We start from the raw sequence: 25,050 nt of genomic DNA, 5'->3' as shown, positions 1-25,050 counted from the left end.
AGTTTTCGGTGTCGTGCAGGTGTCTTAGCAGGTACGAGGTGAGGGGGCCCACCGCGGACGGTGGACCCCCTCATCGATCAGGCTGCGTCGCTCGGGCTCTTCGAGCCGGTGGCCGCCGCCTTCAGCGACTTGTCGACGCCCTCGAGCAGCTCCTTCCAGCTCTGCTCGAACTTGTCGACGCCCTCGGTCTCGAGGACCTTGACCACGTCGTCGAAGTCGACGCCGACGGCCTTGAGGTCGGCGAAGACCTTGCGGGCGGCCTCGTACTGACCCGAGATCGTGTTGCCGCGGGTCTCGCCGTGGTCGGCGTACGCCTTGATCACGGACTCCGGCATGGTGTTCACCGTGCCGGGCGCGATCAGCTCCTCGACGTAGATCGTGTCCTTGTACTCGGGGTTCTTCGTCGACGTCGACGCCCACAGCGGACGCTGCGGCTGCGCGCCGGCGGCCGCGAGCGCCTTCCAGCGCTCACCGCCGAAGATCTCCTCGTACGCCTCGTACGCGAGCTGGGCGTTGGCGATGGCGGCCTTGCCCTTGAGGGCCTTGGCCTCGTCGCTGCCGATCTTGTCGAGGCGCTTGTCGACCTCGCTGTCCACGCGGGAGACGAAGAACGACGCCACCGAGCCGATCTTGCTGAGGTCGTGGCCGTTCGCCTTGGCCTGCTCGATGCCGGCCAGGAACGCCTCCATCACCGCGCGGTAGCGCTCGAGCGAGAAGATCAGGGTCACGTTGACGCTGATGCCCTCGGCGAGCGTGGCGGTGATCGCCGGCAGGCCCGCGAGGGTCGCCGGGATCTTGATGAAGAGGTTCTCGCGGTCGACCAGCCACCACAGGGTCTTGGCCTCGGCCACGGTGCTCTCGGTCTCGTGCGCCTTGCGCGGGTCGACCTCGATGGACACCCGGCCGTCGAGGCCGTTGGAGGCGTCGTACGCCGGGCGCTCCACGTCGCAGGCGTCACGCACGTCGCGGGCCGTCATGAGGCGCACGGCCTCCTCGACGGTGGCCCGCTGCGCGGCCAGGTCCTTGAGCTGAGCGTCGTACGCGTCCGCGTCCGAGAGCGCCTTCTGGAAGATGCTCGGGTTCGTGGTCACCCCGACCACGTGCTGCTCGTCGAGCAGCTTCTTCAGCGAGCCGGTGGTCAGCCGGGGACGGGAGAGGTCGTCGAGCCACACCGCCACGCCCTGGGCGGAGAGCTCTGCCAGCCTGTCTGCCATAACAACTACTCCTCAGTTACCGGTCTTGTGACCGGTGATCTCGCCGACCTTGGCCAGGGCGGCGTTGGCCTTGGCCACCACGTTGTCCGCGGTGAACCCGAACTGCTCGAAGAGGATCTTGGCGGGGGCGCTCGCACCGTAGTGCTCGATGCTCACGGGCTCGCCCGCCTCGCCCAGGATCCGGTCCCAGCTCTGCCGGATGCCGGCCTCCACCGTCACCCGGGCCTTGACGCCGCGCGGCAGCACCTGCTGCTGGTACGCGGTGTCCTGCTCGTAGAACCACTCGAGGCACGGCATCGATACCACGCGCGTCGGGGTTCCCTCGGCCTCCAGGCGCTCCTGGGCCTCGAGGCAGTACTGCACCTCGGAACCGGTGCCGATGAGGATCACCTTGGGCTCGCCGGTGGAGGCCTCGGAGAGGATGTAGCCGCCCTTGAGGGTGCCCTCGGCCGACGCGTACTTGGTGCGGTCGATCGTCGGCAGGTTCTGGCGGGAGAGGGCCAGGCCGGTCGGCCGGTCGTTGTGCTCGATGGCGCCGCGCCAGGCGTACGCCGTCTCGTTGGCGTCGGCCGGGCGCACGATGTCGAGGCCGACGATGGCGCGCAGCGCCGACAGCGTCTCGATCGGCTGGTGCGTGGGGCCGTCCTCGCCGAGACCGATCGAGTCGTGCGTCCACACGTAGATGACCGGGAGCTTCATCAGCGCGGAGAGCCGGACGGCGCCTCGCATGTAGTCGCTGAAGACCAGGAAGGTTCCGCCGTACGGGCGGGTGCGGCCGTGGGCGGTGATGCCGTTGAGGACCGAGCCCATGCCGTGCTCGCGGATGCCGAAGTGCAGCGTGCGGCCGTACTCGTTACCCGGGAAGGCCTTCGTCGCGTACTCCGACGGGATGAAGGACGGCTCGCCCTTCATCGTGGTGTTGTTGCTCTCGGCGAGGTCGGCCGAGCCGCCCCAGAGCTCGGGCAGCACCGGCGCCAGGGCGTTGAGGACCTGCTGCGACGCGGCGCGGCTGGCCAGGCCCTTGGGGTCAGCCGGGAACTCGGGCAGCGCCTTTTCCCAGCCCTCGGGCAGGGTGTGCGCGGAGAGCCGGTCGAACAGGGCCTTGCCCTCGGGGTTGCCCTTGGCCCACGCCTGGAACTTGGTGTCCCACTCGGCGTGCGCGGCCTTGCCCCGCTCGACCACCTGGCGTGCGTGCGCGAGCACGTCCTCGGCGACCGCGAACGTCTCGTTCTTGTCGAAGCCGAGGATCTCCTTGGTCGCGGCGACCTCGTCGGCGCCCAGCGCGGAGCCGTGGATCTTGCCGGTGTTCTGCTTGTTCGGCGCGGGCCAGCCGATGATCGTGCGCAGCACGATGAACGAGGGCTTGTCGGTGACCTTGTTGGCCTCGACGATCGCCTTGTGCAGGGCCTCGACGTCCTCGTGGTACTCGCTGCCCTTGGACGGGTCGCCCTTGCGCCAGTCGACGTGCTGGACGTGCCAGCCGTACGCGGCGTACCGCGCGCCGACGTCCTCGTTCTTGGCGATGCGGGTGTCGTCCTCGATGGAGATCTCGTTGTCGTCGTAGATCACCGTGAGGTTGCCGAGCTTCTGCACGCCGGCGATGGCGCTCGACTCGTGGCTGACGCCCTCTTCGATGTCGCCGTCCGAGCACAGCACGTACACATTGTGGTCGAACGGAGAGTCACCGGCGGCGGTCTCGGGGTCGAACAGGCCGCGCTCGCGGCGGGCGGCCATGGCCATGCCCACCGCGTTGCCGATGCCCTGGCCGAGCGGGCCGGTGGTGACCTCGACGCCGGGGGTGTGCCCGTACTCGGGGTGACCGGGGGTCAGCGAGTCCCACTGCCGCAGCGAGGCCAGGTCGTCGATGGCCAGACCGAAGCCGTTGAGGTAGAGCTGAATGTAGAGGGTGAGGCTGGAGTGCCCACAGGAGAGCACGAAGCGGTCGCGTCCGGCCCAGAGCGGATCGGTGGGGTCATGGCGCATGACCCGGTTGAACAGCAGGTATGCGGCCGGCGCGAGGCTCATCGCGGTACCAGGATGGCCGTTGCCGGACTTCTCGACGGCATCCATGGCCAGCACCCGGACAGTGTCCACCGCTTTGCGGTCGAGGTCGGACCAATTGAGAGCAGGATCTGTGGCAGCCACGTCGGTTGTGCTCCTCGGGCATGATTTTGGGAATCCCTTTTGAGCTTGACCCTATCCACTTGGGTTAAACCCTCGCCCGGGGAACGCCCGAGGCCCATACGCTGAGAGCGGACACGTCCTGTGTGACGCCATGCACCCGGCAAGGGTCGTCAGAGCAGGGGAGATGGCTGAGCGTAGGCTGTCCCAGCGTGCCGCCGGCTGCTGCCGGCAACGGTCGTGAGTTGGCTAGTGCCGATGCCGGAAGGTGGCAGTCCGTGAGCATGATCACCGAGCGTCCCGGTTCTGAACGGGAGCTTGGCAATCGGGAGAGCACCGCCGAGGCGACGCGTCGTGATCCCATCGCCCTGTTCCGCGCCTACCTGGCGCTGACCAAGCCGCAGATCGTCGAGTTGCTGCTGGTGACCACGATCCCGGCGATGATCGTCGCCGCCGGAGGGTGGCCTGACCTGGGCACTCTCGCCGTGGTGCTGATCGGCGGGGCGATGGCGGGCGGCGCCGCGAGCGCGCTGAACTGCTACATCGACCGCGACATCGACCAGGTGATGCGGCGGACGAAGCGGCGCCCGCTGCCGGCCAACAGCGTCACCCCGAGATCGGTTTTGATCTTTGGTCTGACCCTTGCCGTGATTTCCGTCGCCCTGATGGCCGTGTTCACCAACTGGCTGGCCACGGCGCTGACCGCCGGCGCGATCTTCTACTACGACGTCGTCTACACGCTCTGGCTCAAGCGGCGCACCGTCGCCAGCACGTTCTGGGGCGGCATCTGCGGCTCGGCGCCGGTGATCATCGGCTGGGCCGCGGTCACGGGCGACGTGGGCGCCGTCGGGTGGGCGCTTTTCGCCATTGTCTTCTTTTGGCAGATGCCGCACTTCTATGCGCTGGCCATCAAGTACAAGGACGACTACGCCCGCGCCGGCGTCCCGATGTTGCCGGTGGTGCGCTCGATCGGCCGCGTGAACCTCGAGATCGTCCTCTACACGGTGCTGACCGTGGCCGCCTCGCTGGCGGCCTGGCCGCTGGGCCTCGGCCTCATCTACGGCCTCACGGCCATCGCGACCGGCGTGGCCTTCCTGGCCGAGGCGTTCCTCTTGGTGAAGCGCACCCGGGCCGGGCAGCCGGCCAAGCCGATGCGGCTGTTCCACTGGTCGATCACGTACCTGACGATCCTGTTCATCGCGGTCGCGGTCGACGCCCTTGTCTGATCTTTAAGCTTCGATCTCGATCTCGTTCTCGTCACGGGCGGGCATCCGGCGGCAATCCGCTGCCGGGGCCCGCCCGGCGCCGTATCCGGGCGTCCCAGCACTACCGCAGCGTCACACCCGTCGCACAACGCGCCCGAAATGACCCGGTTTTCGGTTACGGCCGGTCACTCAATAGATGGAAACCCGTTGATGGGTTCAAATCGGGCGAATCAGTTGATAGCAATGTGTCCAGCAGTTAAACCCGCAGGTAATTCCCCTCACAAAACAAGACCGCAGGTGCTTGTTCTCCCAGAAACACTGCTTACGCTGCCCGTCATGGCTCAAGGTTCCGATACGACACTGACCGCGGGGATCAAATCCTTCGCCGCCGGCCACGGTGGCGCCAAAGCGGTCATCGAGTACGTCGGCAAGCGTGGTGCCCGCATTGTCCTCGTCGGCCAGGACGGCGAGTGGTCCGACCAGTTCGCCGACGACACCAGCGCCGCCCGCAAGGCGTGTGAGAGCGCCGGCGTCGAGGTGGAGAACGAGTGGGAGCGCGAGCTCATGGAGCAGATGCGCCCCAGCAACGACCTTTGGCGGTCGATGTCGCGCCGGAGCATGGCCCGGTAGAAAGATCCAGTGACTTCTTCTATTCGTCCAGCGGCCCGGGAGAACTCCCGGGTCGCTCTCGTTACCTGTGATCTCTTCCCCGACCTGTGGGACGACGACCACCCGCTGCGCGACTCCCTGCGCGAGCGCGGCGCCGAGGTCGACGCCGTCCGCTGGGACGACCCGGCGGCCGACTGGGCGAGCTACGACCTGGTCGTGATCCGTTCGCCGTGGGATTACGTCCCGCGCCGCACCGACTTCGTGGCCTGGGCCCGCAGCGTACCCACCCTGCTCAACCCGGCCGACATCATCGAGTGGAACACCGACAAGCGCTACCTGGGCGAGCTCGCCGGGGCCGGCCTGCCGGTCACCCCCACCGACTTCGTGGCGCCCGGCCAGACCTGGACGGCCCCCACGACCGGCCAGTGGGTTGTGAAGCCCACGATCAGCGCCGGCAGCCAGGACACCGGCCGCTACCGCCTACCGGAGCAGCAGGACTTGGCCGAGGCCCACGTGGCCCGCCTCCAGGCGGCCGGACGCATCGCGATGATCCAGCCCTACCTCGCCGCCGTGGACACCGAAGGCGAGTCGGCCCTGATCTACACACCCGGCCCCGACGGCGAGCTGGCCTTCAGCCACTCCATCCGCAAGGGCGCGATGCTGACCGGCCCCGACGAGGGAAACATCGACCCCGGCAGCGAGCAGATCACCCCGCGCACGCCGTCGGAGGCCGAGCTCGACGTGGCCGCCCGCGTCCTCGAGCACATCCCCGGCGGCACGAATCGCCTCCTCTACGCCCGCATCGACCTCATCCCGGGCCCCGACGGCGCCCCGTTGCTGGTCGAGCTCGAGCTCACCGAGCCCTCGCTCTTCCTGACCGAGGCCCCCGGCGCCGCCACCCGCCTGGCCGACGCCATCCTCGCCCGCCTCTGACCACCGCGCCCGTGCTGGAACGGGCGTGTCGTGGTCGGCGGCCGCCCCGGGAGACAGGCGGCCGCCGGAGCTCTCGACGGTGTTCGTTCCCGCTCACCACCTCCTTCGCGGTCGCGGGCCGGCGGGCGTGCACGACGTCGATCGGGCCGGGGGAACACCGATCACACGAAGCACTCGCCCGGTGGCGCCCTCCGCGGCCGAGGCCGGGGCTCTCCCGGTCGGGGATCGGCCGCGTCGCGAGGGCCGCTCCGTGCGCGGCGAAAGGACGGCTCGGGTGTGAACTGTGGAACTGGTGGGGCTCCTGTGTGGCATGCGGGAAAGCCTGCCGGAGCGCGCCGATCAATGAAGGACTTAGTTCGGCGCCTGTGGACGACACGCGGTTATCCACAGGGCACTTGCGCAAAAGGAAGCAGCGCCGGCCTCGGGTGAGGCCCGGCGCTGCGGTGGAGCGGCGGGTCAGCGCTGGGCCGGCACCGGCTCCTCGGTGGGGGCCACGTCTGTGGTTGCCGGGGCCGGGGAAGGGGCGGCGGGTGAGGTGGGGGCCTGTTCCAAGGCCGGGCGGGTGCGCAGGGACCACCAGACCGACAAGGTGCCCGTCCAGACCAGGCCGGCGCCGAGCATGTGGGCGCCGACCAGGATGACGGGGAGGTGGGTGAAGTACTGGACGAAGCCGATCACGCCCTGGCCCAGGACGATGGCCAGCAGCGTCAGGGCGGCGCGGTTGGCGGAGCGCGGGGCCTTCACGGCCCGCAGGGCGAAGATCAAGGCGATGGTCAGGCCGATGAACAGGAAGACCACGTCGGCGTGGGCCTGGGAGACCGTGGCCGGGTCGAGGCCGTTGCGCTTCGCGTTCTGGTCGCCGGCGTGCGGGCCGCTGCCCGTCACCACCACGCCCATGGCGATCACGGCGACGCTGGTCGCGGTCAGGACCGCGGCCAGGTGGCGCAGGGGCCGGGGGACCAGGTCGACCGGCTTGCCGTCGCCCTCGAACGTCCTCTTCCACAGGAAGTAGGCCAGGGCGATCAGCCCGATCGACAGCAGGAAGTGCAGGCCGACCACCCAAGGGTTGAGCTTGGTGAGGACCGTGATGCCGCCGATCACGCCCTGACCGGGGATGCCGGCCAGGACCGCGACGCTGAGCAGGACCGTCGAGCGGCGCCGCGGCTTCTCCACCAGGGCGGCCAGCACGCAGAGCACCGCCAGCAGGCCGAGCACGAAGGTCAGCATGCGGTTGCCGAATTCGATGACGCCGTGGACGCCCATCTCCGCGGTGGTGGTGTACGAGGCGTCGGTGCACTTGGGCCACGTCGGGCAGCCGAGCCCGGAACCCGTGAGACGGACCGCCGCACCGGTGACGATCAGCGCGATGTTGGCGATCAGGGACGCCAGGGCCAGAGGGCGCAGCGGTAGAAACCTCACCTCTGGGATCGTACGCAGGCGGTTGAGCGTGAAAACCGGTGCTCCCGGAAGTCGGTGTGACAGATCACCGGGGGGCCGGTTTGCAGGCTCGTGACGAAATACGTAACGTTGCCGTAGTGAAATACGAGGTGCAGAACCCGAGCGGTGCGGTGGCGTCGGCCACCGTGTCGGACGGTCGCACCCGTGACCGGGTCGCTCAGCTGCTGCTGGAGCGCGGTTCCGCCACCGCGGCCGAGCTCGGCGCCGAGCTCGGGCTGAGCCCCGCAGCCATCCGCAAGCACCTCGACGCGATGTTCGCCGACCGCCTCGTGGAGGTCCGCGAGGTCCGCAACACGCGCCCGCGCGGGCGCGGACGGCCGGCCAAGACCTTCGCCCTCACCACCGCCGCGCGGGAAAACCTCAACCCGCACTTCTACGACGGTATAGCGACGGCCGCGCTGCGCTGGATCGCCGACCAGCACGGCGCCGAGGCGATCTCCGCCTTCGCCGCGACCCAGGTCGTCGCCCTCGAGGAGCGCTGCCGGGCGGCGCTGCTGGAGGCCGGTGACGACCCGATCGCCCGGGCCGAGGCGCTCGCCGAGGCGCTGACCGCCGAGGGCTACGCTGCCAACGCGACCACGATCGCGTCCGGCGGCCAGCTGTGCCAGCACTCCTGCCCGGTGGCCCACGTGGCTGCCGAGTTCCCTCAGCTGTGCGACGCCGAGACCGAGGTCATTTCCCGCCTCATCGGCACCCACGTGCAGCGCCTCGCCACCATCGCGCACGGAGATGGGGTGTGCACCACGCACATTCCAGCCCCAGCACGACGAGTAACCGACGCAACCACGGTTAGGACAGATACATGACCGACCAGATCGCTACTCAGGAAGAGCACCTCGCCGCCCTCGGCAAGTACGAGTACGGCTGGGCCGACTCGGACATCGCCGGCGCCGCGGCGCAGCGTGGCCTGTCCGAGGCCGTGGTGCGCGACATCTCCGCCAAGAAGAACGAGCCGGAGTGGATGCTCAACCTCCGGCTCAAGGGCCTGCGCCTGTTCGACCGCAAGCCCATGCCGAACTGGGGCGCCGACCTCACCGGCATCGACTTCCAGAACATCAAGTACTTCGTGCGCTCGACCGAGAAGCAGGCCGCGAGCTGGGAAGAGCTGCCTGAGGACATCAAGGCCACGTACGACAAGCTGGGCATCCCCGAGGCCGAGAAGCAGCGCCTCGTGGCCGGCGTCGCCGCGCAGTACGAGTCCGAGGTCGTCTATCACGCGATCCGCGAGGACCTCGAGGAGCAGGGCGTCCTGTTCCTCGACACCGACACCGCGCTCAAGGAGCACCCGGAGCTCTTCCAGGAGTACTTCGGCACCGTCATCCCGGTCGGCGACAACAAGTTCGCCGCGCTGAACACGTCGGTGTGGTCGGGTGGCTCCTTCATCTACGTGCCGAAGGGTGTGCACGTCGACATCCCGCTGCAGGCCTACTTCCGGATCAACACCGAGAACATGGGCCAGTTCGAGCGGACGCTGATCATCGCCGACGAGGGCTCGTACGTGCACTACGTCGAGGGCTGCACGGCGCCGATCTACTCGTCCGACTCGCTGCACTCCGCGGTCGTCGAGATCGTCGTCAAGAAGAACGCCCGGGTGCGGTACACGACCATCCAGAACTGGTCGAACAACGTCTACAACCTGGTCACCAAGCGCGCCACCTGCGAAGAGGGCGCGACCATGGAGTGGGTCGACGGCAACATCGGCTCCAAGGTGACCATGAAGTACCCGGCCGTCTACATGACCGGCCCGCACGCCAAGGGCGAGGTCCTCTCCATCGCCATGGCCGGCGAGGGCCAGCACCAGGACTCCGGCGCCAAGATGGTGCACGCCGCGCCGCACACCTCCTCGACGATCATCTCCAAGTCGATCGCCCGCGGCGGCGGCCGCACCTCGTACCGCGGCCTGGTCCAGGTCCTCGAGGGCTCCTCGAGCTCCAAGAGCACCGTCAAGTGCGACGCACTCCTTGTCGACACCGTGTCCCGCTCGGACACCTACCCTTACGTCGACATCCGCGAGGACGACGTGGCGATGGGGCACGAGGCGACCGTCTCCAAGGTCTCTGACGACCAGCTCTTCTACCTGATGAGCCGCGGTCTCACCGAGGACGAGGCGATGGCGATGATCGTGCGTGGCTTCATCGAGCCGATCGCCAAGGAGCTTCCGATGGAGTACGCCCTGGAGCTGAACCGGCTGATCGAGCTTCAGATGGAAGGCGCCGTCGGCTGACGGCGGTTGAGTCGGCGAGAGCACCCAGAGACGATTAAGGAAGAAATGACTACCGAGGCCATCGCCCCGCCGAGCACCAAGTCGCAGGTGCTGCGCTCCTTCGACGTCAACGACTTCCCGGCCGTCACCGGCCTGGAGGAGGACTGGCGTTTCACCCCGATCAAGCGCCTGGGTGACCTGATCAAGGCGACCACGCTGACCGGCGTGGCGCCCTCGGTCGAGCACGGCGACCTGCCGGTCGGCGTCTCCGTGCGCGAGGTCGCGACGGCCGACGCCATCCTGACCCCGTTCGACCGGGTCAGCGCCCTGGCCTACGGCTCGGCCGCCCACGTCACGCAGATCGACGTGGCGACCGAGACGGAGCTGGCCGACCCGGTCGTCATCCGGATCGTGGGCAAGGGCGGGGACGCGGCGGCGGCCCGTACGGTCGTCAAGGTCGGCGCCTTCTCCAAGCTGACCCTGATCCTCGAGCAGACCGGCACGGCCACCCTGGCCGACAACGTCGAGGTCGTCATCGGCGACAGCGCGCAGCTGACCTTCGTCACGCTGGCCGAGTGGGACGCCGGCGCGGTGCAGGCGCAGCACGTGAAGTTCCGGGTCGGCAAGGACGCCCGGGTCCAGCACGTGCAGGTGGCGCTCGGCGGCGACCTGGTCCGCCAGTTCACGAGTGTGGAATACGCGGGCCGCGGCGGCGACGCCGAGCTGTGGGGCCTCTACTTCGCCGACGCCGGTCAGCACTTCGAGCACCGGCAGCTCGTGGACCACGCCGTCCAGGACTGCCGCAGCTACGTGGGGTACCGCGGCGCGCTCCAGGGCGCCTCGGCGCACACCGTCTGGGTCGGCGACGTGCTCATCCGCGCGGCGGCCACCGGCACCGACACGTACGAGATCAATCGGAACTTGATTTTGACCGATGGCGCCCGGGCCGACTCCGTGCCGAACCTCGAGATCGAGACCGGCGAGATCGTCGGCGCCGGCCACGCCAGCGCGACCGGCCGCTTCGACGAGGAGCAGCTGTTCTACCTGATGGCCCGCGGCATTCCCGAGGGCGAGGCGCGCAAGCTCGTGGTGCGCGGCTTCTTCGCCGAGCTGATCAACAAGATCCCCAGCGAGGCTCTTCGCGAGCGTCTGGGCGACGTGATCGAGGCGCGGCTGGTGGAGGCCGGAGCGTGAGCTTCGAGCTCGTCGGCCCCGCGGCCGATGTCGCCAAGGGCGAGGTGATCTCGGTGGAGCTCGACGGCACCGAGATCGCCGTCGTGCACGCCGACGACGACAACTTCTACGCCGTACGCGACGAGTGCAGTCACGCCTCGGTGGCCCTCTCCGAGGGTGAGGTCGACGGGTGCACGCTCGAGTGCTGGCTGCACGGCTCGCGCTTCGACCTGCGCACCGGCGAGCCCAGCGGCCCACCCGCCTTCGAACCGGTGGCGACCTTCCCCGTCGAGATCCGCGACGGCGACATCTATGTATCGACTATTCCGAGCAATGGAGTAAACCCGTGAGCACCCTGGAGATCCGCGACCTGCAGGTGTCGGTCAAGCTGCCCGAGGGCGAGCTGAAGCCGATCCTGGCCGGGGTCGACCTCACCGTGAAGTCGGGCGAGACCCACGCCATCATGGGTCCGAACGGCTCGGGCAAGTCGACGCTGGCGTACTCCATCGCGGGCCACCCGAAGTACGAGATCACCGGCGGCACGGTCACCCTCGACGGCGAGAACGTGCTCGACATGACCGTCGACGAGCGGGCCCGCGCCGGCCTGTTCCTGGCCATGCAGTACCCGGTCGAGGTGCCCGGCGTCTCGGTGGCGAACTTCCTCCGTACGGCCAAGACCGCCATCGACGGCGAGGCCCCGAAGCTGCGGACCTGGGCCGGCGAGCTGCGCGGCGCCATGGAGAAGCTCCAGATGGACCCGGCGTTCGCCCAGCGCAACGTCAACGAGGGCTTCTCCGGCGGTGAGAAGAAGCGGCACGAGATCATGCAGCTCGAGCTGCTGAAGCCGAAGATGGCGATCCTCGACGAGACCGACTCGGGCCTCGACATCGACGCGCTGCGCATCGTCAGCGAGGGCGTGAACCGGGTGCGCGAGACCGGCGAGACCGGCCTGCTGCTGATCACCCACTACACCCGCATCCTGCGCTACATCAAGCCGGACTTCGTGCACGTCTTCGTCGCCGGCAAGATCGTCCAGGAGGGCGGCCCGGAGCTCGCCGAGCAGCTGGAAGCCGAAGGCTACGAGCGTTACGTCGGCACCCGCGTCTGATTTCCTCTGAGGAGCATGCAGTGACGTTCGACGTGGCCCGGGTCCGAGCCGACTTCCCGATCCTCTCGCGGGAGGTCAACGGCCACCCGCTGGTTTATCTGGACAGCGCCAACACCTCGCAGAAACCCCGGCAGGTGCTCGAGGTCATGCGCGAGCACAACGAGCGGCACAACGGCAACGTGTCCCGCTCGGTGCACACGCTCGGCACCGAGGCCACGTCGGCGTACGAGGACGCCCGCGGCAAGATCGCGACGTTCATCGGCGCGACGAACCCCGACGAGATCATCTTCACGAAGAACTCGACCGAGGCGATCAACCTGGTCGCGCACTCGCTCGGGCAGCACCTCAGCCTGAAGCCGGGCGACGAGGTCGTGATCTCCGAGATGGAGCACCACTCCAACATCGTTCCCTGGCAACTGCTTTGTGAGCGTACGGGCGCCACGCTCCGCTGGTTCGGGGTGACCGACGACGGGCGGCTCGACGAGTCCTCTTTGGATGAGCTCGTCAACGAGCGCACGAAGATCGTCTCGGTCGTGCACATGTCGAACACGCTCGGCACGATCAACGATCTGTCGCGGATCGTCGAGCGGGCCAAGCAGGTCGGCGCGCTGGTCATGCTCGACGCCTCGCAGTCGGTGCCGCACCTGCCGGTCGACGTGCGCACGCTGGGGGCCGACTTCATCGCGTTCACCGGGCACAAGATGCTCGGCCCGACCGGCATCGGCGTCCTCTGGGGCCGGTACGACCTGCTGGCCGAGATGCCGCCGTTCCTGGCCGGCGGATCGATGATCGAGACGGTCACGATGGCCCGGACGACGTACGCGCCGCCGCCGGCCCGCTTCGAGGCCGGCACGCCGCCGATCGCCGAGGCCATCGGGCTCGGCGCGGCCGTGGACTACCTGAACGCGCTCGGCATGGACGCCGTCCACCAGCACGAGCAGGACATCACGGCGTACGCGCTGAAGGTCCTGGCCGATGTGCCTTATGTGCGCCTGTTCGGCCCGGCCACGCCGGAAGGCCGCGGAGGAACCCTGTCCTTCGACGTCGAAGGGGTGCACCCGCACGACGTGGGGCAGGTGCTGGACGCGCTCGGCGTCGAGGTGCGGGTCGGTCACCACTGCGCCAAGCCGGTGTGCGCCCGGTTCGGGGTGCCGGCGATGACGCGGGCGTCGTTCTACCTCTACACGACCACGGACGAGATCGACGCCCTCGCGCGCGGCCTCGACCAGGTGCGGAAGGTGTTCGCCTGATGATGCTGGACGGGCTCTACCAGGAGATCATTCTCGATCACTACAAGCACCCGCACGGGCGTGGACTGCGTGATCCGTTCGACGGGGAGGCGCACCACGTCAACCCCACGTGCGGGGACGAGATCACCGTTCGGGTTGCAGCTGATTTTTCTGACATTTCGTACGATGGGCTGGGGTGCTCGATCAGCCAGGCCTCCGCGTCGGTGCTGTACGAGCTGCTCCAGGGGCGCGACGCTGACGACATCGCGGGAATCCACGAGGCGTTCGTGGAGCTGATGCAGGGGCGCGGCCAGGTCGAACCCGACGAGGACGTGCTGGGGGACGCGGTGGCCTTCGCCGGAGTGGCGAAGTTCCCGGCCCGGGTCAAATGTGCGCTGCTGCCGTGGATGGCGTTCAAGGACGCCGCGGCGCGCGCCGGTGTAGATGTGGGCGCTGCCCCGGAGGTGAAGGCATGACTGACGTCGCGAAGGCTTCTATCGCCGATATCGAGGAGGCGATGAAGGATGTCGTCGACCCCGAGCTCGGCATCAACGTGGTCGACCTCGGCCTCGTCTACGGCACGCACGTGGACGACGACAACGTGGCCACGCTCGACATGACGCTGACGTCGGCGGCCTGCCCGCTGACCGACGTGATCGAGGACCAGACCCGGACGGCCCTGACGGCCGGACCCGGCGGCGGCATCGTCTCCGACTTCCGGATCAACTGGGTGTGGCTGCCGCCGTGGGGCCCCGACAAGATCACGGACGACGGGCGCGAGCAGCTGCGGGCCCTGGGGTTCAACGTCTGACTGTCACACCCGGCTGGTACAAATCCGGGTATGACTATCCCTTACGCCGAGCTCCTGTCTCTCATCGACGATCGGTCGGCGGCGCTGCGTTCCGCGCTCGCCGCCGCGCCGGACCGGTCGGCCCGCGTGCCCGGCTGTCCCGAGTGGACGCTGACCGACCTGGTCGCGCATCTCGGCGCCGTCCATCGGTTCTGGGCGGGTGCGGTGAGCATGGCCGACCCCACGCGGCAGCCGGGCGACGACGACGTCACCGACCAGCATCCGCACGGCGATCTGGTGGAGTGGTCGGCCGCGTCGACCGAGCTGCTGCTGGCGGCGCTGCGCGGGGCGCAGGCGGACACGCCGGTGTGGGCCTGGTGGGCCGCGTCGGGCACGCCACTGACCGCGGGGGCGGTGGCGCGCCATCAGGTGCAGGAGGCGGCGGTGCACGCCTTCGACGCGCAGGAGACGACCGGCAAGGCCGAGCCGCTGCCGGCCGCGATCGCGGTCGACGGGGTGGCCGAGTTCCTGTCGGTCGGGCTGGCCTCGACGGGCGAGTGGCCCCATCGGCCGGCGCGCATCGCGTTCTCGGCGACCGACGGCCCGGTCTTCACGGTCGACCTTTCCCCTTCAGGTGTACGCCTCGACCCACCGGCCGCCGGCGACCCGGTGGCCACGGTGCACGGCTCGGCGAGCGACCTGGTGCTGGCCCTCTACGGCCGCGTCCCCTTCGACGGCCTGCGCGTCGACGGCGACCGCGGGGTGCTGACCGAGCTGCAGGGCTTCATCGACAACGACTGAGTCGCCCTGCCCCCTGATCGACTAAGCCCCCGGCGCCGGCCGCCGCAGCTTGGGAACCAGAGGACCGGCCGGAGCCGGCCCCGGCACGACCGGAACGTGGCGTGGCCCCACGCCGCTCGCCGCCCCGGCCAGCACGGGCTCGGCCACCGCCGTCACCTGGCCGTTGGTCAGCGCGCCGGCTTCCGCGGTCGCGCTCGCGGGCGGCTCGTCGATGACCTGGTCGCTTCCTGGCGCTTTTGCGCTCGTGGGTGGCTCATCGGTCGTCCGGCCGCTTTTCGGCGCTGCTGCTTCCGCTGTCGCGCTCGCCCGCGGCGATCCCGGCTGGGAGGCGGATGGGGTTCCGATCGGCTGGCTGTTGGTGAGCTGGGCTTTCGACGGCGGGCCCGCTTTTCCTGCCGCGCTCGCCTGCGGAGGGGCGGTTGGTGGGGTTTCGATCGGCTGGCCGTTTGCCGGCGCGGCGGTGAGCTCGGCCCTCGTCAGAGCACCTGCTTCCACCGCTGCGCTTGAGGGCCGCGCCACTGTCGGCGCGCCCGGCCGCGGGGTGCCCGGCTGCGTGGCCTCCTGCCACGGGGTGCTTGGCTGTGTGGCTTCTTGCCACGGGGTGCCCGGCCGCGGCGCGCCGTGCTGGGCGGCGTTCTGTCGCGACGCGACCCGCTGCGGGGCGTCTTGCCGTGGCGCGACCGGCTGCGTGGCGTTCTGCCGCGGCGCGACCGGCTGCGGGGCGTCTTGCCAGGGCGTGCCCTGGTGCGGGGCGTCTTGCCGTGGTGCGCCCGGGTGCGGGGCTGAGGGGTGGGCCTCGGCTGGGGTGGGGCCGAGGGCCGGGGGTGGGATGTGCAGGAAGGCGATCAGGTCGACGATGACGTGCAGGATGATCGCGGGGAGGAGGGTGCCGGACAGGACGGTGATGCCGGTGAAGGCTACGGCCAGGGCGGCGGCGCCGTAGACGCCCTGCGGGCCCTGGTAGAGGTGGGTCGCTGCGAAGAGGACGATGCTGAGCGCGCAGGCGGCCACCAGCGGCAGGTCGAAGAGTGCGACTCCGGCGGCGACGAGGAGACCGCGGAAGATGATCTCCTCGGTGATGCCGGCGGTGACCGCGACGGCTGTGGCCAGGCCGCGTTCGCGGGGTGTGCGCGGGAACATCGGCGCGGCCTTCTCCCGTGTGGCCACGGTGCCGCCGGCCAGCACGTGACGGCGCAGGCGGTTGCCGCTGATCACCAGGACTGCCAGCAGGAACGCCGTCAAGACCCAGGCCAGGGCGGGGGCGTACGACGGCGCCGGGGCCGCCACACCGCCGCCCGACCAGGTCAGGCCCAGGTCGGCCAGGGTCAGCTTGCCGCTGTCGACGACCGGCAGGAGTGCGAAGACGGCCAGCGTCCAGCCGCCGAACAGGAAGCGGCGGTAGAACCAGATCCGCCCGTCCGGCCGTGCCTCGATCTGGGCCATGGACCGGCCCGGGCGCAGCAGGTTGGTGACCACGTCGGCCAGGAGCGCGAGGACCAGCGCCACGACGAGCACTTCGGCAAGCACGATCGAAGATCATGACGATCCGGTGCCGTCGCGGCAACCACCGTTCGGCTGGTCTCAGCCCTGCGGCAGGTGATCCACCGAGTTGTAGTAGGCCAGCTCGAGCCGGCCGTCGACCTCGACGAAGCGGGAGAGCGACGCGTTGCGGACATTGCCGGCGGCGCGTTCGGCCGCGACGACCTGATCCCAGTCGAGCTTCTCGATGACGGCCCGCATCATCAGGACGACGGCGTCGTGGGCGACCACGATGACCCGCTCGCCGTCGTGGTCGCGGTTGAGGTCGTCGAGGAAGGCGCCGAGGCGCACCTCGATGTCGGCGAACGACTCGCCGTTCGGCGGGGCGTAGCGGTACTCGCCGGCGTCGGTGCGGCGCTTCGCCTCGCCCGGAAAACGCTCGGCCACGGCGGCCCGGGTCATCATCTCCAGGTCACCGAGCAGACGGTCGACCAGCCGATCGTCGGTGGCCGGCGCGGGCAGGTCGACGCCGGACGCCTTCGCCGCCAGCCGCCACGTCTCCCGCGCCCGCAGGTACGGCGACGTGATGACCACCTGGGGCCGGTCGGTCTCGGGCAACTGGCCGAGCCACTCGCCCAGCGCGGCCGCCTGCTGCTCCCCGCGCTCGGTCAGCGGCACCTCGGCGTCGCGGCCACTCACCTCCGCCTCCAGCAGACCCTTGGCGTCAGCGTCGGGAAAAGCAACGTTGGCCAGGCTCTGCCCGTGCCGGACAAGAACAAGTTCGGCAACAACACCCATGATCGAACCCTATCCCGCCCCACCCGCCATCGACGACAAGCGCCGGGTCAGGCGGGGGAAATGGCGGGTCGGAGAGGGCTGGCCAATGGTTGGCGGGCGGCGCTGGGCGGTGAGCCCGGCGGGGAAGGGGGTTGGGTGCGCTGTCGAGGGCTGGCGCTGGGCGGGGAAGGGATGTGGGGCGCTACTGGCCGGCTGGGCGGGAGTGGGTGGGCGCGCTATCGGCGGCTGGCGGGGAAGGAGCGTGAGGGGTGGCGGTGGGGTGGAAGCTTTCGCGGTACGACTGGGGTGGGACGCCTACCAGGCGGCGGAAGTGGGGGCGCATTGCTACGGCGTCGGTGAAGCCGCTGGAGCGGGCCACGGCGTTCATCGGGAGGTCGGTGGTGGAGAGGATGTGCTGGGCCCGCAGGATGCGCTGGTGCAGCAGCCACTGCAGTGGGGAGCAGCCGGCGGTCTCGCGGAAGCGGCGGTCGAAGCTTCGGCGGCTCAGGCGGGCGGCGGCGGCCAGGCGGTCGATGTCCAGGGTGGTGTCGTCGAGGTGTTCCAGGGCGTAGCGCATGGCGTCGGTGATCGGGTCGCCGTGGCCGAGGGTGGGTACCGGGCGTTCGACGAACTGGGCCTGGCCTCCGGCCCGTTGTGGGGCCACGACCAGGGCGCGGGCGGTGGCGTTGGCGACCTCCGGGCCGTGGTCGCGGCGCAGCAGGTGCAGGCAGGCGTCCAAGCCGGCGGCGCTGCCGGCGCTGGTGATCAGGCGGCCCTCGTCGACGAAGAGCGCGTCGTGGACGACCTCGACCTTCGGGAACTGTGACGTGAACTCGGGCAGGCACACCCAGTGGGTGGTGGCCCGGCGCCCGTCGAGCAGGCCGGCCTCGGCCAGGACGAAAGCTCCGAGGCAGAGGCCGACCACGGTGGCGCCCTCGGCGTACGCCCGAACCAAGCTCTTCAGAACTGGATCTGCGACCGGGGGTCCGCCGGGGCGTCGCCAGCCGGGGACGATGACCACCCCGGCCCGGTCGAGGGCGGACAGGGGATGCGGTGCGCTCAGTGTGATGCCGCCGGTCGTCGCGAGCGGACCGGGATGTTCGCCGGCCGTCAGCAGCTCGAAGGTGGGGCCGCCGCGTGGGCCGTGGTCGATCTCGAAGACGCGCGGGGCGACCGCCACCTCGAGGATCGAGGCGCCGTCGCCGATGAGCACGCCGATCGTGGCCCGGTCACGTGTCATGGCTGGAACCTATCGCACGATGGCTTTCCAGCCACTGCCCCTTTTCGTGGACGGCGGCCAGAGTGAGGACATGAACTTCCGTGGCTTCGGTGGCCCGACCGTGACGTTCCGGCTCGGCGGCCTCACCTTCCTGACCGACCCCACCTTCGACGACGCCGGCGACTATCCGATCGGCGACCGCGCCCTCACCAAGACCGCGCCCGCCGCGGCCGGTCCGGAGGCCGCCGGGCCGGTCGACGTCGTGCTGCTCTCCCACGACCAGCACCCCGACAACCTCGACCACGGCGGCCGCGCGTTCGCCGCCACGGTCCCGCTGGTGCTGACCACCCCGGCCGGAGCCGAGCGGCTTGGTGGCAACGCCCGTGGTCTCGAAGCGTGGGAGAGCACGACCGTCGGCGATGTGCGCATCACCGCGGTCCCGGCCCAGCACGGCCCCGACGGCACGGAGCATCTGGTCGGCCCGGTGACGGGCTTCGTCCTGGAAGCGGCCGGCGAAACCGTCTATGTCAGCGGCGACAACGCCTCGCTTGATGTCGTACGCGAGATCGCCAGCCGGTTCCCGCGCGTCGACGTGGCGGTCCTGTTCGGTGGTGCGGCCCGCACACCGCTGGTCGGTGACCACAACCTGACGATCAGCGCCGCCGACATGGTCGAGGCGACCCGCATCCTCGGCGCCGGGACCGTCGTGCCCGCCCACATCGACAGCTGGGCCCACTTCACCGAGTCCATCAGCGACGTCCGCAGCGCCTTCGCCGCCGCCGGCCTCGAAGATCGTCTCCAGGAGCCGGATCCGGCAAAATAACGCCGCATGACAGGCGTGCGGCTTTTCGTCCCAGGCACCGCGGCGACGATGACTCAGTGGCAGGACTCGCTGGCCGGCTCCGGAGTGCCGCTGGACGGCGTGACGGTGGAGTGGGTGGCGAACGACGGGTCGTTCGGTGAGGCGTTCGGCTACGGCACGATGTCGGCGGAGGAGCAGCGTGCCGTCGCCGGGGCGGGCAGCGCCCTGGTGCTGGACCTGCCCGCGTATCTCGGTGCCGCCGCCGGGGAAGTGGCGGCGCTGATCGCCGCGCTGGGCGACGCCGGAGCGCTCGGAGTGCGGCTCGAGCAGTCGAAGCTGGGCTGGCCCGTCGCCCGCTGGATCGAGGCCCTCCGGGGCGGCGACCCCTGGCTGCTCTACCACTGCACTGTGGTCGCGCTGCAGGACGGCGGTGTGACGCGGACCTGCGGCATGCACGCGTTCGGCTTGCCGGACGCGCAGGTCGAGGCGGCCGCGTCCGAGATTCTCGACGTGCTCAACGTCTATCAACTGGCGGAGGATCCCGTGCTGGCCAGCGGCGACACCTTCGCCCCCGACGCGGACACCCCGCGCCGCCGCCTGGAGCGCTGGCCCGACGACGGCTACCCGCCGGGTCACCCCTGCCACAACCCGTTCGGCGTCTGGCGTCTCGGCGCCGAGGGCGGCCGGGCGGAGGCGCGGGGCGAACAACGACCCGTGTTCATCCCGGCGCTGGTGGCCGTCCTGACCGCGGCCGAGGAGAAGGCCGGCCGGCCTCTCCGCCGCGACGAGGTGGAGCGGCTCACCGACGACAGCACCTGCATGATGATGAGCCATGCCGATGCGAAGAATTTCGAGCGCGGCCGCGGATACGCGGACCTCGAGCCCGAGCTCGCCTGGAGTCAGTGGCAGGTGGTGCGCGCTAATTCGGTCGCGATCAACGATGGTGGCCGCGCATGATGACCGCGTGACCGAGCCGATTGCTTACCTCGCCGCCACTGTCGCTCCGGCCGATCGGGCCGGGCGGCAGCAGCAGGCCGGGCTCTGTGAAACGGCGGTCCGCTCGCAGCTGTCATGAGCGCGGCGTTCCTGGCCGGCGTCGTCGCCGGCTATGGCGTCGCCCTGCCCATGGGCGCCATCGGGGTGCTCATCGCCGGGCTCAGCGCGCGCGTCTCCCTGCGGGTCGGCGCGGCCGCGGGACTCGGGGCGGCCACCGCCGACGGGGTCTTCGCGGCGATCGCCGTGGCCGGGGGAGCGGCGGTGGCGACGGCCATCGCGCCGATCGCGGCGCCGCTGCGCTGTGTGGCGGCGGTCGTGCTCCTCGCCTTGGCCGCGATGACGGCGCGGGCGGCCTTTCGCCGTCCAGCCCGGCCGGAGGGCCGGCGTGCGCGAAACGCGGCCGAAAGCACGGTGCCGGCGGAGCGGGACCAGCGGACGGCGACACCGATACGGGCCTACGCCGGCGTGCTCGGCCTGACGCTCCTGAACCCGGCGACCGTGATCTATTTCGCGGCGCTGGTGCTCGGAAAAACCGGCGCGGGCGGCGGTTTCTGGTTCGTCGCCGGGGTCGTGCTGGCCTCGGCCAGCTGGCAACTGGTGATCGCCGGCGGCGGCTCGCTGATCGGCCGATGGCTGACCGGCGAGCGTGGCCGCGTGATCACCTCGCTGGTCTCCAGCGCCGTGATCGCCGTGCTCGCCATCAAACTCTTAGCCGCCTAAAGATGCTTGGTGGCCTCCCGGATCGACAGGGTGGAGAGCCGGGCGCTGTTCTCGTCGACGAAGGCGCGGACGGCGCCCGGATCGGTCCGGGCGTACTGCCGCAGGGCCCAGCCGATCGCCTTGCGCACGAAGAAGTCGCGATGCCCGGCCTGGGCGAGGCAGTAGCCGAAGAGGCGGTCGGCGTCGGTGCCGTCGCCGTAGTGCAGCTGATGCAGGATCGCCACGCGGACCACCCACATGTCGTCGTCGCGCACCCACTCGTCCATCACCGCGGTCAGCTCCGGATGTCGCCGCACCAGGCCGCCGGTGACCCGGGTGGCCAGCGGGTCGACGGTGTCCCACCAGCTTTTCGTGGTGACGAGCGTGCGCACCACGTCGAGGAAGCCGGGGCCGGGCACGCCGACGTGGCGCATCAGGTACGAGCAGGCGACGTATTGGTATTCGCGTTCGTCGCGTTCCCAGAGAGCCAGAGCGGTCGCCCGCAACTCGCCCTCGGTCGGTTTCGGCAGGCCGGCCAGGGCGGCCCGCTCGAGTTTCTTCAAGGCCGGCGAGGCCAGGCCGAGGAACGGGAACTGGTCGCGCATGTATTTCGCCTGGGCCGCCGCGCGCGCCGGGTCGGCGGCGGGCCGCAGGTGGGCGTCGAGACGGGACAGCACGTCGGTCACGGTCCGGATCCTGCCACCGTAGTGTGACAAGAATGGGTGAACGAGCGGCCGCGGGCGGCGGGAAATGGGTGGATGTCGCGCCGGAGCGGCTGCCACGGTGGCTCGAGAACTTCGAGCGCCGTCACGGGACGTACACGGAAACGGGCTTGACCTTGATCGCCGAAGACGGCGCGACGGCGGCCTGGCAGGTGCCGCCGGGCGCTCCGGCGGTCGAGACGATCGCGGAGCTGATCACCGAGGCGGGCAAGCCGCGGCGGCTGGGGTTGCTGCTGGCGCGCAAGGGCGCCGTCGCGGTCGGCATCGCGGAGGGTGACGAGTTGGTCGTCTCCAAGGTGGACACCCACTACGTGCAGGGTCGCACGGCGGCCGGTGGATGGTCGCAGCAGCGCTTCGCCCGCCGCCGCGACAACCAGGCAAAAGCGGCTACTGCCGACGGTGCCGGCATTGCCGGGCGCATTCTTCTTCCGGAGGTTCGCAGCCTCAGCGCGCTCGTCACGGGCGGTGACCGCACTGCGGTCGATGCGATCCTGGCCGCGCCCCCGCTGGCCCCGGTGGCCGCCGTCCGGGCCGAAAGGTTCCTGGACGTGCCCGAGCCCCGGCACGCGGTGCTGGTGTCCGCGATCGCCGGGGCCCGGTCGGTCTCCGTACTGGTCAAAGAGCCTTAGAAAGAAGTGTCACAGCTCTTCGGGTCGCCGGTGTTGTAACCATTGCTGAACGCCTGCTGGCGCTGGGCCGACGTGCCGTGGGTGAACTCGGCCGGGTTGACCGTGCCGCCGCCCTGCTTCTGGAGGGTGTCGTCACCGATCTGACCGGCCGTCTGGATGCCCTCCTGGATGTCCTGCTCGGTCAGGCTGGTGAAGATGCGCTGGCCGTTGGCCGAGGTGGTGCTGCTGGCGGCCTTGGACCAGACGCCGGCGTAGCAGTCGGCCTGCAGCTCGAGCTTGACCGAGAGGGCGTTCTTCTCGGCGCTGCTGGCGCCCTGCTGGGCCTGGCGCATCTTGGCCTCGGTGCCCGTGATGTCCTGGATGTGGTGGCCGTACTCGTGGGCCAGCACGTACGGCTGGGCGAACTCGCCCGGCGCGCCTAGCTGCTTGGCCAGGACCTGATAGAAGGTCAGGTCGATGTACACCAGGTTGTCGCCGGGGCAGTAGAAGGGCCCGACGCCGGAGTCGGCCGCGCCACAGGCCGTACTGACGCGGTTGGAGAAGAAGACAGTCTTGGCCGGCTCGTACGGGATGCCGAAGGCGTCCGGCGTCTCCTGCTTCCAGAAGGCCTGGATCGAGTTGACGTAGAGCACGTTGCGGCAGTCGAGCTGCTTGGTCGCGCTCGCCTTGTCGGAGCACTCCTGGTTGATGTTGCCGTTGTCGGCGGCCTGGTCGGACCCGCCCATGGCGTTGATCCCGAAGTAGCCGCCGACCACGGCGATGACCAGCGTGATGATGATGCCTACGAGGCCGCCGCCACCGATGGGGATCGGCAGGCCACCCAGGCCGCCGCCTCCGCCACCGGATCCACGTCGATCCTCGACCTGACTGGTATCGATGTCGGCGTTCTCGTTGAGTTCCATCTCATCCTCACTGAGCGGTGTGTCCCGCGTTTACCCGTTGATCTTGATCGTTAATCGGTTGGGAGGTGTCACCGGGTGCCCGGTACTATTGCCGGGTGCTGCTCTGCGAAGACTGACCTGCCCCGCGCCGACCGCCTCCCGTGAGATGGCCGGCGCTTTCGCGTGTCCGGAGTCAGCCTTCTTTTTCTTCGAGAGCGAGCTTTGAATCATGATCACCGCCACCGGACTGGAACTGCGCGCCGGCGCCCGCATCCTGCTCTCCCCGGTCACCCTGCGGGTGCAGCCGGGCGACCGGATCGGGCTGGTCGGGCGCAACGGCGCGGGCAAGACCACCACCCTCAAGGTCCTGGCCGGCGAGGGCCAGCCGTACGCGGGCGCCGTCGAGCGCACCAGCGAGGTCGGCTACCTCCCGCAGGACCCGCGGACCGGTGACCTGAACGTCACCGGCCGCGACCGCGTGCTCAGCGCCCGCGGCCTCGACTCGATCATCTCGGAGATGCAGAAGCTCGAGATCGAGCTCGAGGAGAGCGCCGACGAGAAACTGATCCGCCGCTACGGCCACCTCGAGGACCGGTTCTCCGCCCTCGGTGGCTACGCGGCCGAGGCCGAGGCCGCCCGCATCTGCTCCAACCTGGGCCTGCCCGACCGCGCGCTCGCGCAGACCATCGGCACGCTGTCCGGCGGTCAGCGCCGCCGCATCGAGCTCGCCCGCATCCTGTTCGCCGACTCCGGGCAGAACGGCAAGGGCATTCTGCTGCTCGACGAGCCGACCAACCACCTCGACCAGGACTCGATCGCCTGGCTGCGCGGATACATGGCCCAGCACAAGGGTGGCCTCGTGGTGATCAGCCACGACGTCGAGCTGCTCGACGCCGCGGTCAACAAGGTCTGGTATCTCGACGCCAACCGCTCGGTGGTCGACATCTACAACGTCGGCTGGAAGAAATACCTCGAGTCGCGCGAGACCGACGAGCGCCGTCGCCGGCGCGAGCGGGCCAACGCCGAGAAGAAGGCCGGCGCCCTGATGGCGCAGGCCGACAAGATGCGGGCCAAGGCCACCAAGACGGTCGCCGCGCAGAACATGGCCCGCCGGGCCGAGAAACTGCTGGGCGGCCTGGAGGAGCAGCGCGTCTCCGACAAGGTGGCCAAGGTGCGCTTCCCGAGCCCGGCCCCGTGCGGCAAGACGCCGCTGACGGCCAGTGGCCTGTCGAAGTCGTACGGCTCGCTCGAGATCTTCACCGATGTCGACGTGGCGGTCGACCGCGGCTCCCGGGTCGCGATCCTCGGCCTCAACGGCGCCGGCAAGACGACCCTGCTGCGCATGCTCGGCGGGCTGCTCGAGCCCGACACCGGCGAGGTGCGGGCCGGGCACGGACTGCGGCTGGGCTACTACGCCCAGGAGCACGAGACGCTCGACGTCGACCGGACCATCCTGGAGCACATGCGCAGCGCCGCGTCCGAGCAGACCGACACCGAGCTGCGCAAGATCCTGGGCGCGTTCCTCTTCTCGGGTGACGACGTCGACAAGCCGGCGGGTGTCCTCTCAGGTGGTGAAAAAACCCGTCTGGCGCTCGCCACGCTGGTCTGCTCGGGCGCCAACGTGCTGCTGCTCGATGAGCCGACGAACAACCTCGACCCGATCAGCCGGGAGCAGGTGCTCGACGCGATCGCCAACTACCCGGGCGCGATCGTGCTGGTCACGCACGACGCCGGCGCGGTGCAGGCGCTGAAGCCGGACCGGGCGATCCTGCTGCCCGACGGCGACGAGGACGCGTGGAGCGACGACCTGCTGGAGCTCGTCGAGCTGGCCTAGATCGGCAATCATCGCGATCGCCGGTTGTCAACCAGTGCCCACACAGACAGTGCGACGTTCGGGCGTTTGCGGTCAGGTCGGGCATCGGCTTGATCGCGGCAAAGTTGGCACACTCGTGATCGGAGCGCTGGGTGCGTGCCGTATCGACGCTGCGTCATGTCCGGCCGG

Annotated in this window: 25 protein-coding genes; 17 read left to right on the top strand and 8 right to left on the bottom strand. The window is 69.8% G+C overall.

Going from position 1 to position 25,050, the window contains the following annotated elements:
* Nucleotides 1-77 precede the first annotated feature (77 nt).
* Complete coding sequence (gene tal, locus CRP55_RS24380) at nt 78-1,214, bottom strand: transaldolase (RefSeq protein ID WP_097322451.1); 1,137 nt, start codon at nt 1,212-1,214, stop codon at nt 78-80.
* A 12-nt stretch (nt 1,215-1,226) separates the two neighbouring features.
* A complete protein-coding gene (gene tkt / locus CRP55_RS24375) occupies nt 1,227-3,359 on the bottom strand; it encodes a transketolase (protein ID WP_097322450.1) in 2,133 nt (710 codons plus the stop codon).
* A gap of 260 nt (nt 3,360-3,619) precedes the next feature.
* Between tkt and CRP55_RS24370 the strand changes: the two genes are divergently transcribed.
* The 3 genes from CRP55_RS24370 to CRP55_RS24360 all read left to right on the top strand — a co-directional run bounded on the left by CRP55_RS24370 (nt 3,620) and on the right by CRP55_RS24360 (nt 6,082).
* Nucleotides 3,620-4,561: a heme o synthase gene (locus CRP55_RS24370; RefSeq protein ID WP_097322449.1), complete on the top strand. Its 942-nt coding sequence runs from the start codon at nt 3,620-3,622 to the stop codon at nt 4,559-4,561.
* Between the two features lie 315 nt (nt 4,562-4,876).
* The gene (locus CRP55_RS24365) at nt 4,877-5,170 is read left to right on the top strand and encodes a hypothetical protein (protein ID WP_097322448.1); all 294 of its coding nucleotides are present in this window, start codon (nt 4,877-4,879) and stop codon (nt 5,168-5,170) included.
* Between the two features lie 9 nt (nt 5,171-5,179).
* Nucleotides 5,180-6,082 carry an ATP-grasp domain-containing protein gene (locus tag CRP55_RS24360; protein ID WP_097322447.1) on the top strand — a complete coding sequence of 301 codons (903 nt, stop codon included), beginning with the start codon at nt 5,180-5,182 and terminating at the stop codon, nt 6,080-6,082.
* A 456-nt stretch (nt 6,083-6,538) separates the two neighbouring features.
* Here the strand turns inward: CRP55_RS24360 and CRP55_RS24355 are convergent, their stop codons facing one another.
* Nucleotides 6,539-7,501, bottom strand: coding sequence for a COX15/CtaA family protein (locus tag CRP55_RS24355; protein ID WP_245923348.1), 963 nt, complete (start codon nt 7,499-7,501; stop codon nt 6,539-6,541).
* A 116-nt stretch (nt 7,502-7,617) separates the two neighbouring features.
* On the opposite strand from CRP55_RS24355, the gene CRP55_RS24350 reads away from it, so the two are divergent.
* The 9 genes from CRP55_RS24350 to CRP55_RS24310 are packed head-to-tail and all read left to right on the top strand — an operon-like array spanning nt 7,618 to nt 14,844.
* Entirely contained in the window at nt 7,618-8,346 is a 729-nt protein-coding gene (locus CRP55_RS24350; protein WP_143234853.1) for a helix-turn-helix transcriptional regulator, read from the top strand.
* A complete protein-coding gene (sufB, locus tag CRP55_RS24345) occupies nt 8,343-9,764 on the top strand; it encodes a Fe-S cluster assembly protein SufB (RefSeq protein ID WP_097322445.1) in 1,422 nt (473 codons plus the stop codon). The genes CRP55_RS24350 and sufB overlap by 4 nt, the downstream gene beginning before the upstream one ends.
* Before the next feature lie 45 nt (nt 9,765-9,809).
* Entirely contained in the window at nt 9,810-10,937 is a 1,128-nt protein-coding gene (sufD, locus tag CRP55_RS24340; protein ID WP_097322444.1) for a Fe-S cluster assembly protein SufD, read from the top strand.
* Entirely contained in the window at nt 10,934-11,266 is a 333-nt protein-coding gene (locus CRP55_RS24335; RefSeq protein ID WP_097322443.1) for a non-heme iron oxygenase ferredoxin subunit, read from the top strand. The genes sufD and CRP55_RS24335 overlap by 4 nt, the downstream gene beginning before the upstream one ends.
* Nucleotides 11,263-12,024: a Fe-S cluster assembly ATPase SufC gene (gene sufC / locus CRP55_RS24330; protein ID WP_097322442.1), complete on the top strand. Its 762-nt coding sequence runs from the start codon at nt 11,263-11,265 to the stop codon at nt 12,022-12,024. Before CRP55_RS24335 ends, sufC begins: the two co-directional genes overlap by 4 nt.
* 20 nt (nt 12,025-12,044) lie before the next feature.
* Nucleotides 12,045-13,274, top strand: coding sequence for a cysteine desulfurase (locus tag CRP55_RS24325; RefSeq protein WP_097322441.1), 1,230 nt, complete (start codon nt 12,045-12,047; stop codon nt 13,272-13,274).
* Nucleotides 13,274-13,729, top strand: a complete 456-nt coding sequence (gene sufU / locus CRP55_RS24320) for a Fe-S cluster assembly sulfur transfer protein SufU (RefSeq protein WP_097322440.1) — start codon at nt 13,274-13,276, stop codon at nt 13,727-13,729. The genes CRP55_RS24325 and sufU overlap by 1 nt, the downstream gene beginning before the upstream one ends.
* Nucleotides 13,642-14,064 carry a metal-sulfur cluster assembly factor gene (locus CRP55_RS24315; protein ID WP_438865814.1) on the top strand — a complete coding sequence of 141 codons (423 nt, stop codon included), beginning with the start codon at nt 13,642-13,644 and terminating at the stop codon, nt 14,062-14,064. The genes sufU and CRP55_RS24315 overlap by 88 nt, the downstream gene beginning before the upstream one ends.
* 30 nt (nt 14,065-14,094) lie before the next feature.
* Nucleotides 14,095-14,844 carry a maleylpyruvate isomerase family mycothiol-dependent enzyme gene (locus CRP55_RS24310; protein ID WP_097322439.1) on the top strand — a complete coding sequence of 250 codons (750 nt, stop codon included), beginning with the start codon at nt 14,095-14,097 and terminating at the stop codon, nt 14,842-14,844.
* Nucleotides 14,845-14,865: 21 nt separating this feature from the next.
* On the opposite strand, the gene CRP55_RS24305 is transcribed toward CRP55_RS24310, so the two are convergent.
* The 3 genes from CRP55_RS24305 to CRP55_RS24295 form a co-directional block, all read right to left on the bottom strand.
* Nucleotides 14,866-16,371: a CPBP family intramembrane glutamic endopeptidase gene (locus tag CRP55_RS24305; protein ID WP_143234851.1), complete on the bottom strand. Its 1,506-nt coding sequence runs from the start codon at nt 16,369-16,371 to the stop codon at nt 14,866-14,868.
* Nucleotides 16,372-16,425: 54 nt separating this feature from the next.
* Complete coding sequence (locus CRP55_RS24300) at nt 16,426-17,121, bottom strand: histidine phosphatase family protein (protein ID WP_097322437.1); 696 nt, start codon at nt 17,119-17,121, stop codon at nt 16,426-16,428.
* A 181-nt stretch (nt 17,122-17,302) separates the two neighbouring features.
* Nucleotides 17,303-18,340 (bottom strand): GlxA family transcriptional regulator, encoded by a 1,038-nt coding sequence (locus CRP55_RS24295; RefSeq protein ID WP_097322436.1) that lies wholly within the window; start codon nt 18,338-18,340, stop codon nt 17,303-17,305.
* A 19-nt stretch (nt 18,341-18,359) separates the two neighbouring features.
* Between CRP55_RS24295 and CRP55_RS24290 the strand changes: the two genes are divergently transcribed.
* The 3 genes from CRP55_RS24290 to CRP55_RS24280 all read left to right on the top strand — a co-directional run bounded on the left by CRP55_RS24290 (nt 18,360) and on the right by CRP55_RS24280 (nt 20,837).
* On the top strand, nt 18,360-19,142 hold the full coding sequence (locus CRP55_RS24290; protein ID WP_245923347.1) for an MBL fold metallo-hydrolase: 783 nt from the start codon (nt 18,360-18,362) through the stop codon (nt 19,140-19,142).
* Nucleotides 19,143-19,190: 48 nt separating this feature from the next.
* The gene (locus tag CRP55_RS54015) at nt 19,191-20,078 is read left to right on the top strand and encodes a DUF4261 domain-containing protein (RefSeq protein ID WP_218854690.1); all 888 of its coding nucleotides are present in this window, start codon (nt 19,191-19,193) and stop codon (nt 20,076-20,078) included.
* 114 nt (nt 20,079-20,192) lie between these two features.
* Nucleotides 20,193-20,837: a LysE family transporter gene (locus tag CRP55_RS24280; protein WP_097322435.1), complete on the top strand. Its 645-nt coding sequence runs from the start codon at nt 20,193-20,195 to the stop codon at nt 20,835-20,837.
* Here the strand turns inward: CRP55_RS24280 and CRP55_RS24275 are convergent.
* A complete protein-coding gene (locus CRP55_RS24275; protein ID WP_245923346.1) occupies nt 20,834-21,502 on the bottom strand; it encodes a DNA alkylation repair protein in 669 nt (222 codons plus the stop codon). The two genes, CRP55_RS24280 and CRP55_RS24275, sit on opposite strands and share 4 nt — an antisense overlap.
* Before the next feature lie 32 nt (nt 21,503-21,534).
* Here CRP55_RS24275 and CRP55_RS24270 point away from each other — a divergent pair, with 32 nt between their 5' ends.
* Entirely contained in the window at nt 21,535-22,167 is a 633-nt protein-coding gene (locus CRP55_RS24270) for an acVLRF1 family peptidyl-tRNA hydrolase (RefSeq protein WP_097322434.1), read from the top strand.
* Here the strand turns inward: CRP55_RS24270 and ypfJ are convergent.
* Nucleotides 22,164-23,069 carry a KPN_02809 family neutral zinc metallopeptidase gene (ypfJ, locus tag CRP55_RS24265; RefSeq protein ID WP_097322433.1) on the bottom strand — a complete coding sequence of 302 codons (906 nt, stop codon included), beginning with the start codon at nt 23,067-23,069 and terminating at the stop codon, nt 22,164-22,166. The two genes, CRP55_RS24270 and ypfJ, sit on opposite strands and share 4 nt — an antisense overlap.
* 208 nt (nt 23,070-23,277) lie before the next feature.
* Here ypfJ and CRP55_RS24260 point away from each other — a divergent pair, with 208 nt between their 5' ends.
* Nucleotides 23,278-24,882, top strand: coding sequence for an ABC-F family ATP-binding cassette domain-containing protein (locus tag CRP55_RS24260; protein ID WP_097322432.1), 1,605 nt, complete (start codon nt 23,278-23,280; stop codon nt 24,880-24,882).
* Nucleotides 24,883-25,050: the final 168 nt, after the last annotated feature.

It is taken from the genome of Paractinoplanes atraurantiacus, from assembly GCF_900215205.1.
GTDB classification, from domain to species: domain Bacteria; phylum Actinomycetota; class Actinomycetes; order Mycobacteriales; family Micromonosporaceae; genus Actinoplanes; species Actinoplanes atraurantiacus.
Note: the sequence above shows the minus strand (reverse complement) of the source record. Positions and strands in the feature narration are given on the sequence as shown.

Excerpts from the sequence above, each read along its gene's own strand:
- CRP55_RS24290 (WP_245923347.1), top strand. The coding sequence starts at position 18,360 with ATGGCTTTCCAGCCACTGCCCCTTTTCGTGGACGGCGGCCAGAGTGAG.
- CRP55_RS24370 (WP_097322449.1), top strand. The coding sequence starts at position 3,620 with ATGATCACCGAGCGTCCCGGTTCTGAACGGGAGCTTGGCAATCGGGAG.
- CRP55_RS24280 (WP_097322435.1), top strand. The coding sequence starts at position 20,193 with ATGAGCGCGGCGTTCCTGGCCGGCGTCGTCGCCGGCTATGGCGTCGCC.
- CRP55_RS24260 (WP_097322432.1), top strand. The coding sequence starts at position 23,278 with ATGATCACCGCCACCGGACTGGAACTGCGCGCCGGCGCCCGCATCCTG.
- CRP55_RS24365 (WP_097322448.1), top strand. The coding sequence starts at position 4,877 with ATGGCTCAAGGTTCCGATACGACACTGACCGCGGGGATCAAATCCTTC.
- tal (WP_097322451.1), bottom strand. The coding sequence starts at position 1,214 with ATGGCAGACAGGCTGGCAGAGCTCTCCGCCCAGGGCGTGGCGGTGTGG.
- CRP55_RS24315 (WP_438865814.1), top strand. The coding sequence starts at position 13,642 with ATGTGCGCTGCTGCCGTGGATGGCGTTCAAGGACGCCGCGGCGCGCGC.
- sufU (WP_097322440.1), top strand. The coding sequence starts at position 13,274 with ATGATGCTGGACGGGCTCTACCAGGAGATCATTCTCGATCACTACAAG.
- CRP55_RS24310 (WP_097322439.1), top strand. The coding sequence starts at position 14,095 with ATGACTATCCCTTACGCCGAGCTCCTGTCTCTCATCGACGATCGGTCG.
- sufD (WP_097322444.1), top strand. The coding sequence starts at position 9,810 with ATGACTACCGAGGCCATCGCCCCGCCGAGCACCAAGTCGCAGGTGCTG.
- CRP55_RS54015 (WP_218854690.1), top strand. The coding sequence starts at position 19,191 with ATGACTCAGTGGCAGGACTCGCTGGCCGGCTCCGGAGTGCCGCTGGAC.
- CRP55_RS24270 (WP_097322434.1), top strand. The coding sequence starts at position 21,535 with ATGGGTGAACGAGCGGCCGCGGGCGGCGGGAAATGGGTGGATGTCGCG.
- CRP55_RS24295 (WP_097322436.1), bottom strand. The coding sequence starts at position 18,340 with ATGACACGTGACCGGGCCACGATCGGCGTGCTCATCGGCGACGGCGCC.
- CRP55_RS24300 (WP_097322437.1), bottom strand. The coding sequence starts at position 17,121 with ATGGGTGTTGTTGCCGAACTTGTTCTTGTCCGGCACGGGCAGAGCCTG.
- ypfJ (WP_097322433.1), bottom strand. The coding sequence starts at position 23,069 with ATGGAACTCAACGAGAACGCCGACATCGATACCAGTCAGGTCGAGGAT.
- sufB (WP_097322445.1), top strand. The coding sequence starts at position 8,343 with ATGACCGACCAGATCGCTACTCAGGAAGAGCACCTCGCCGCCCTCGGC.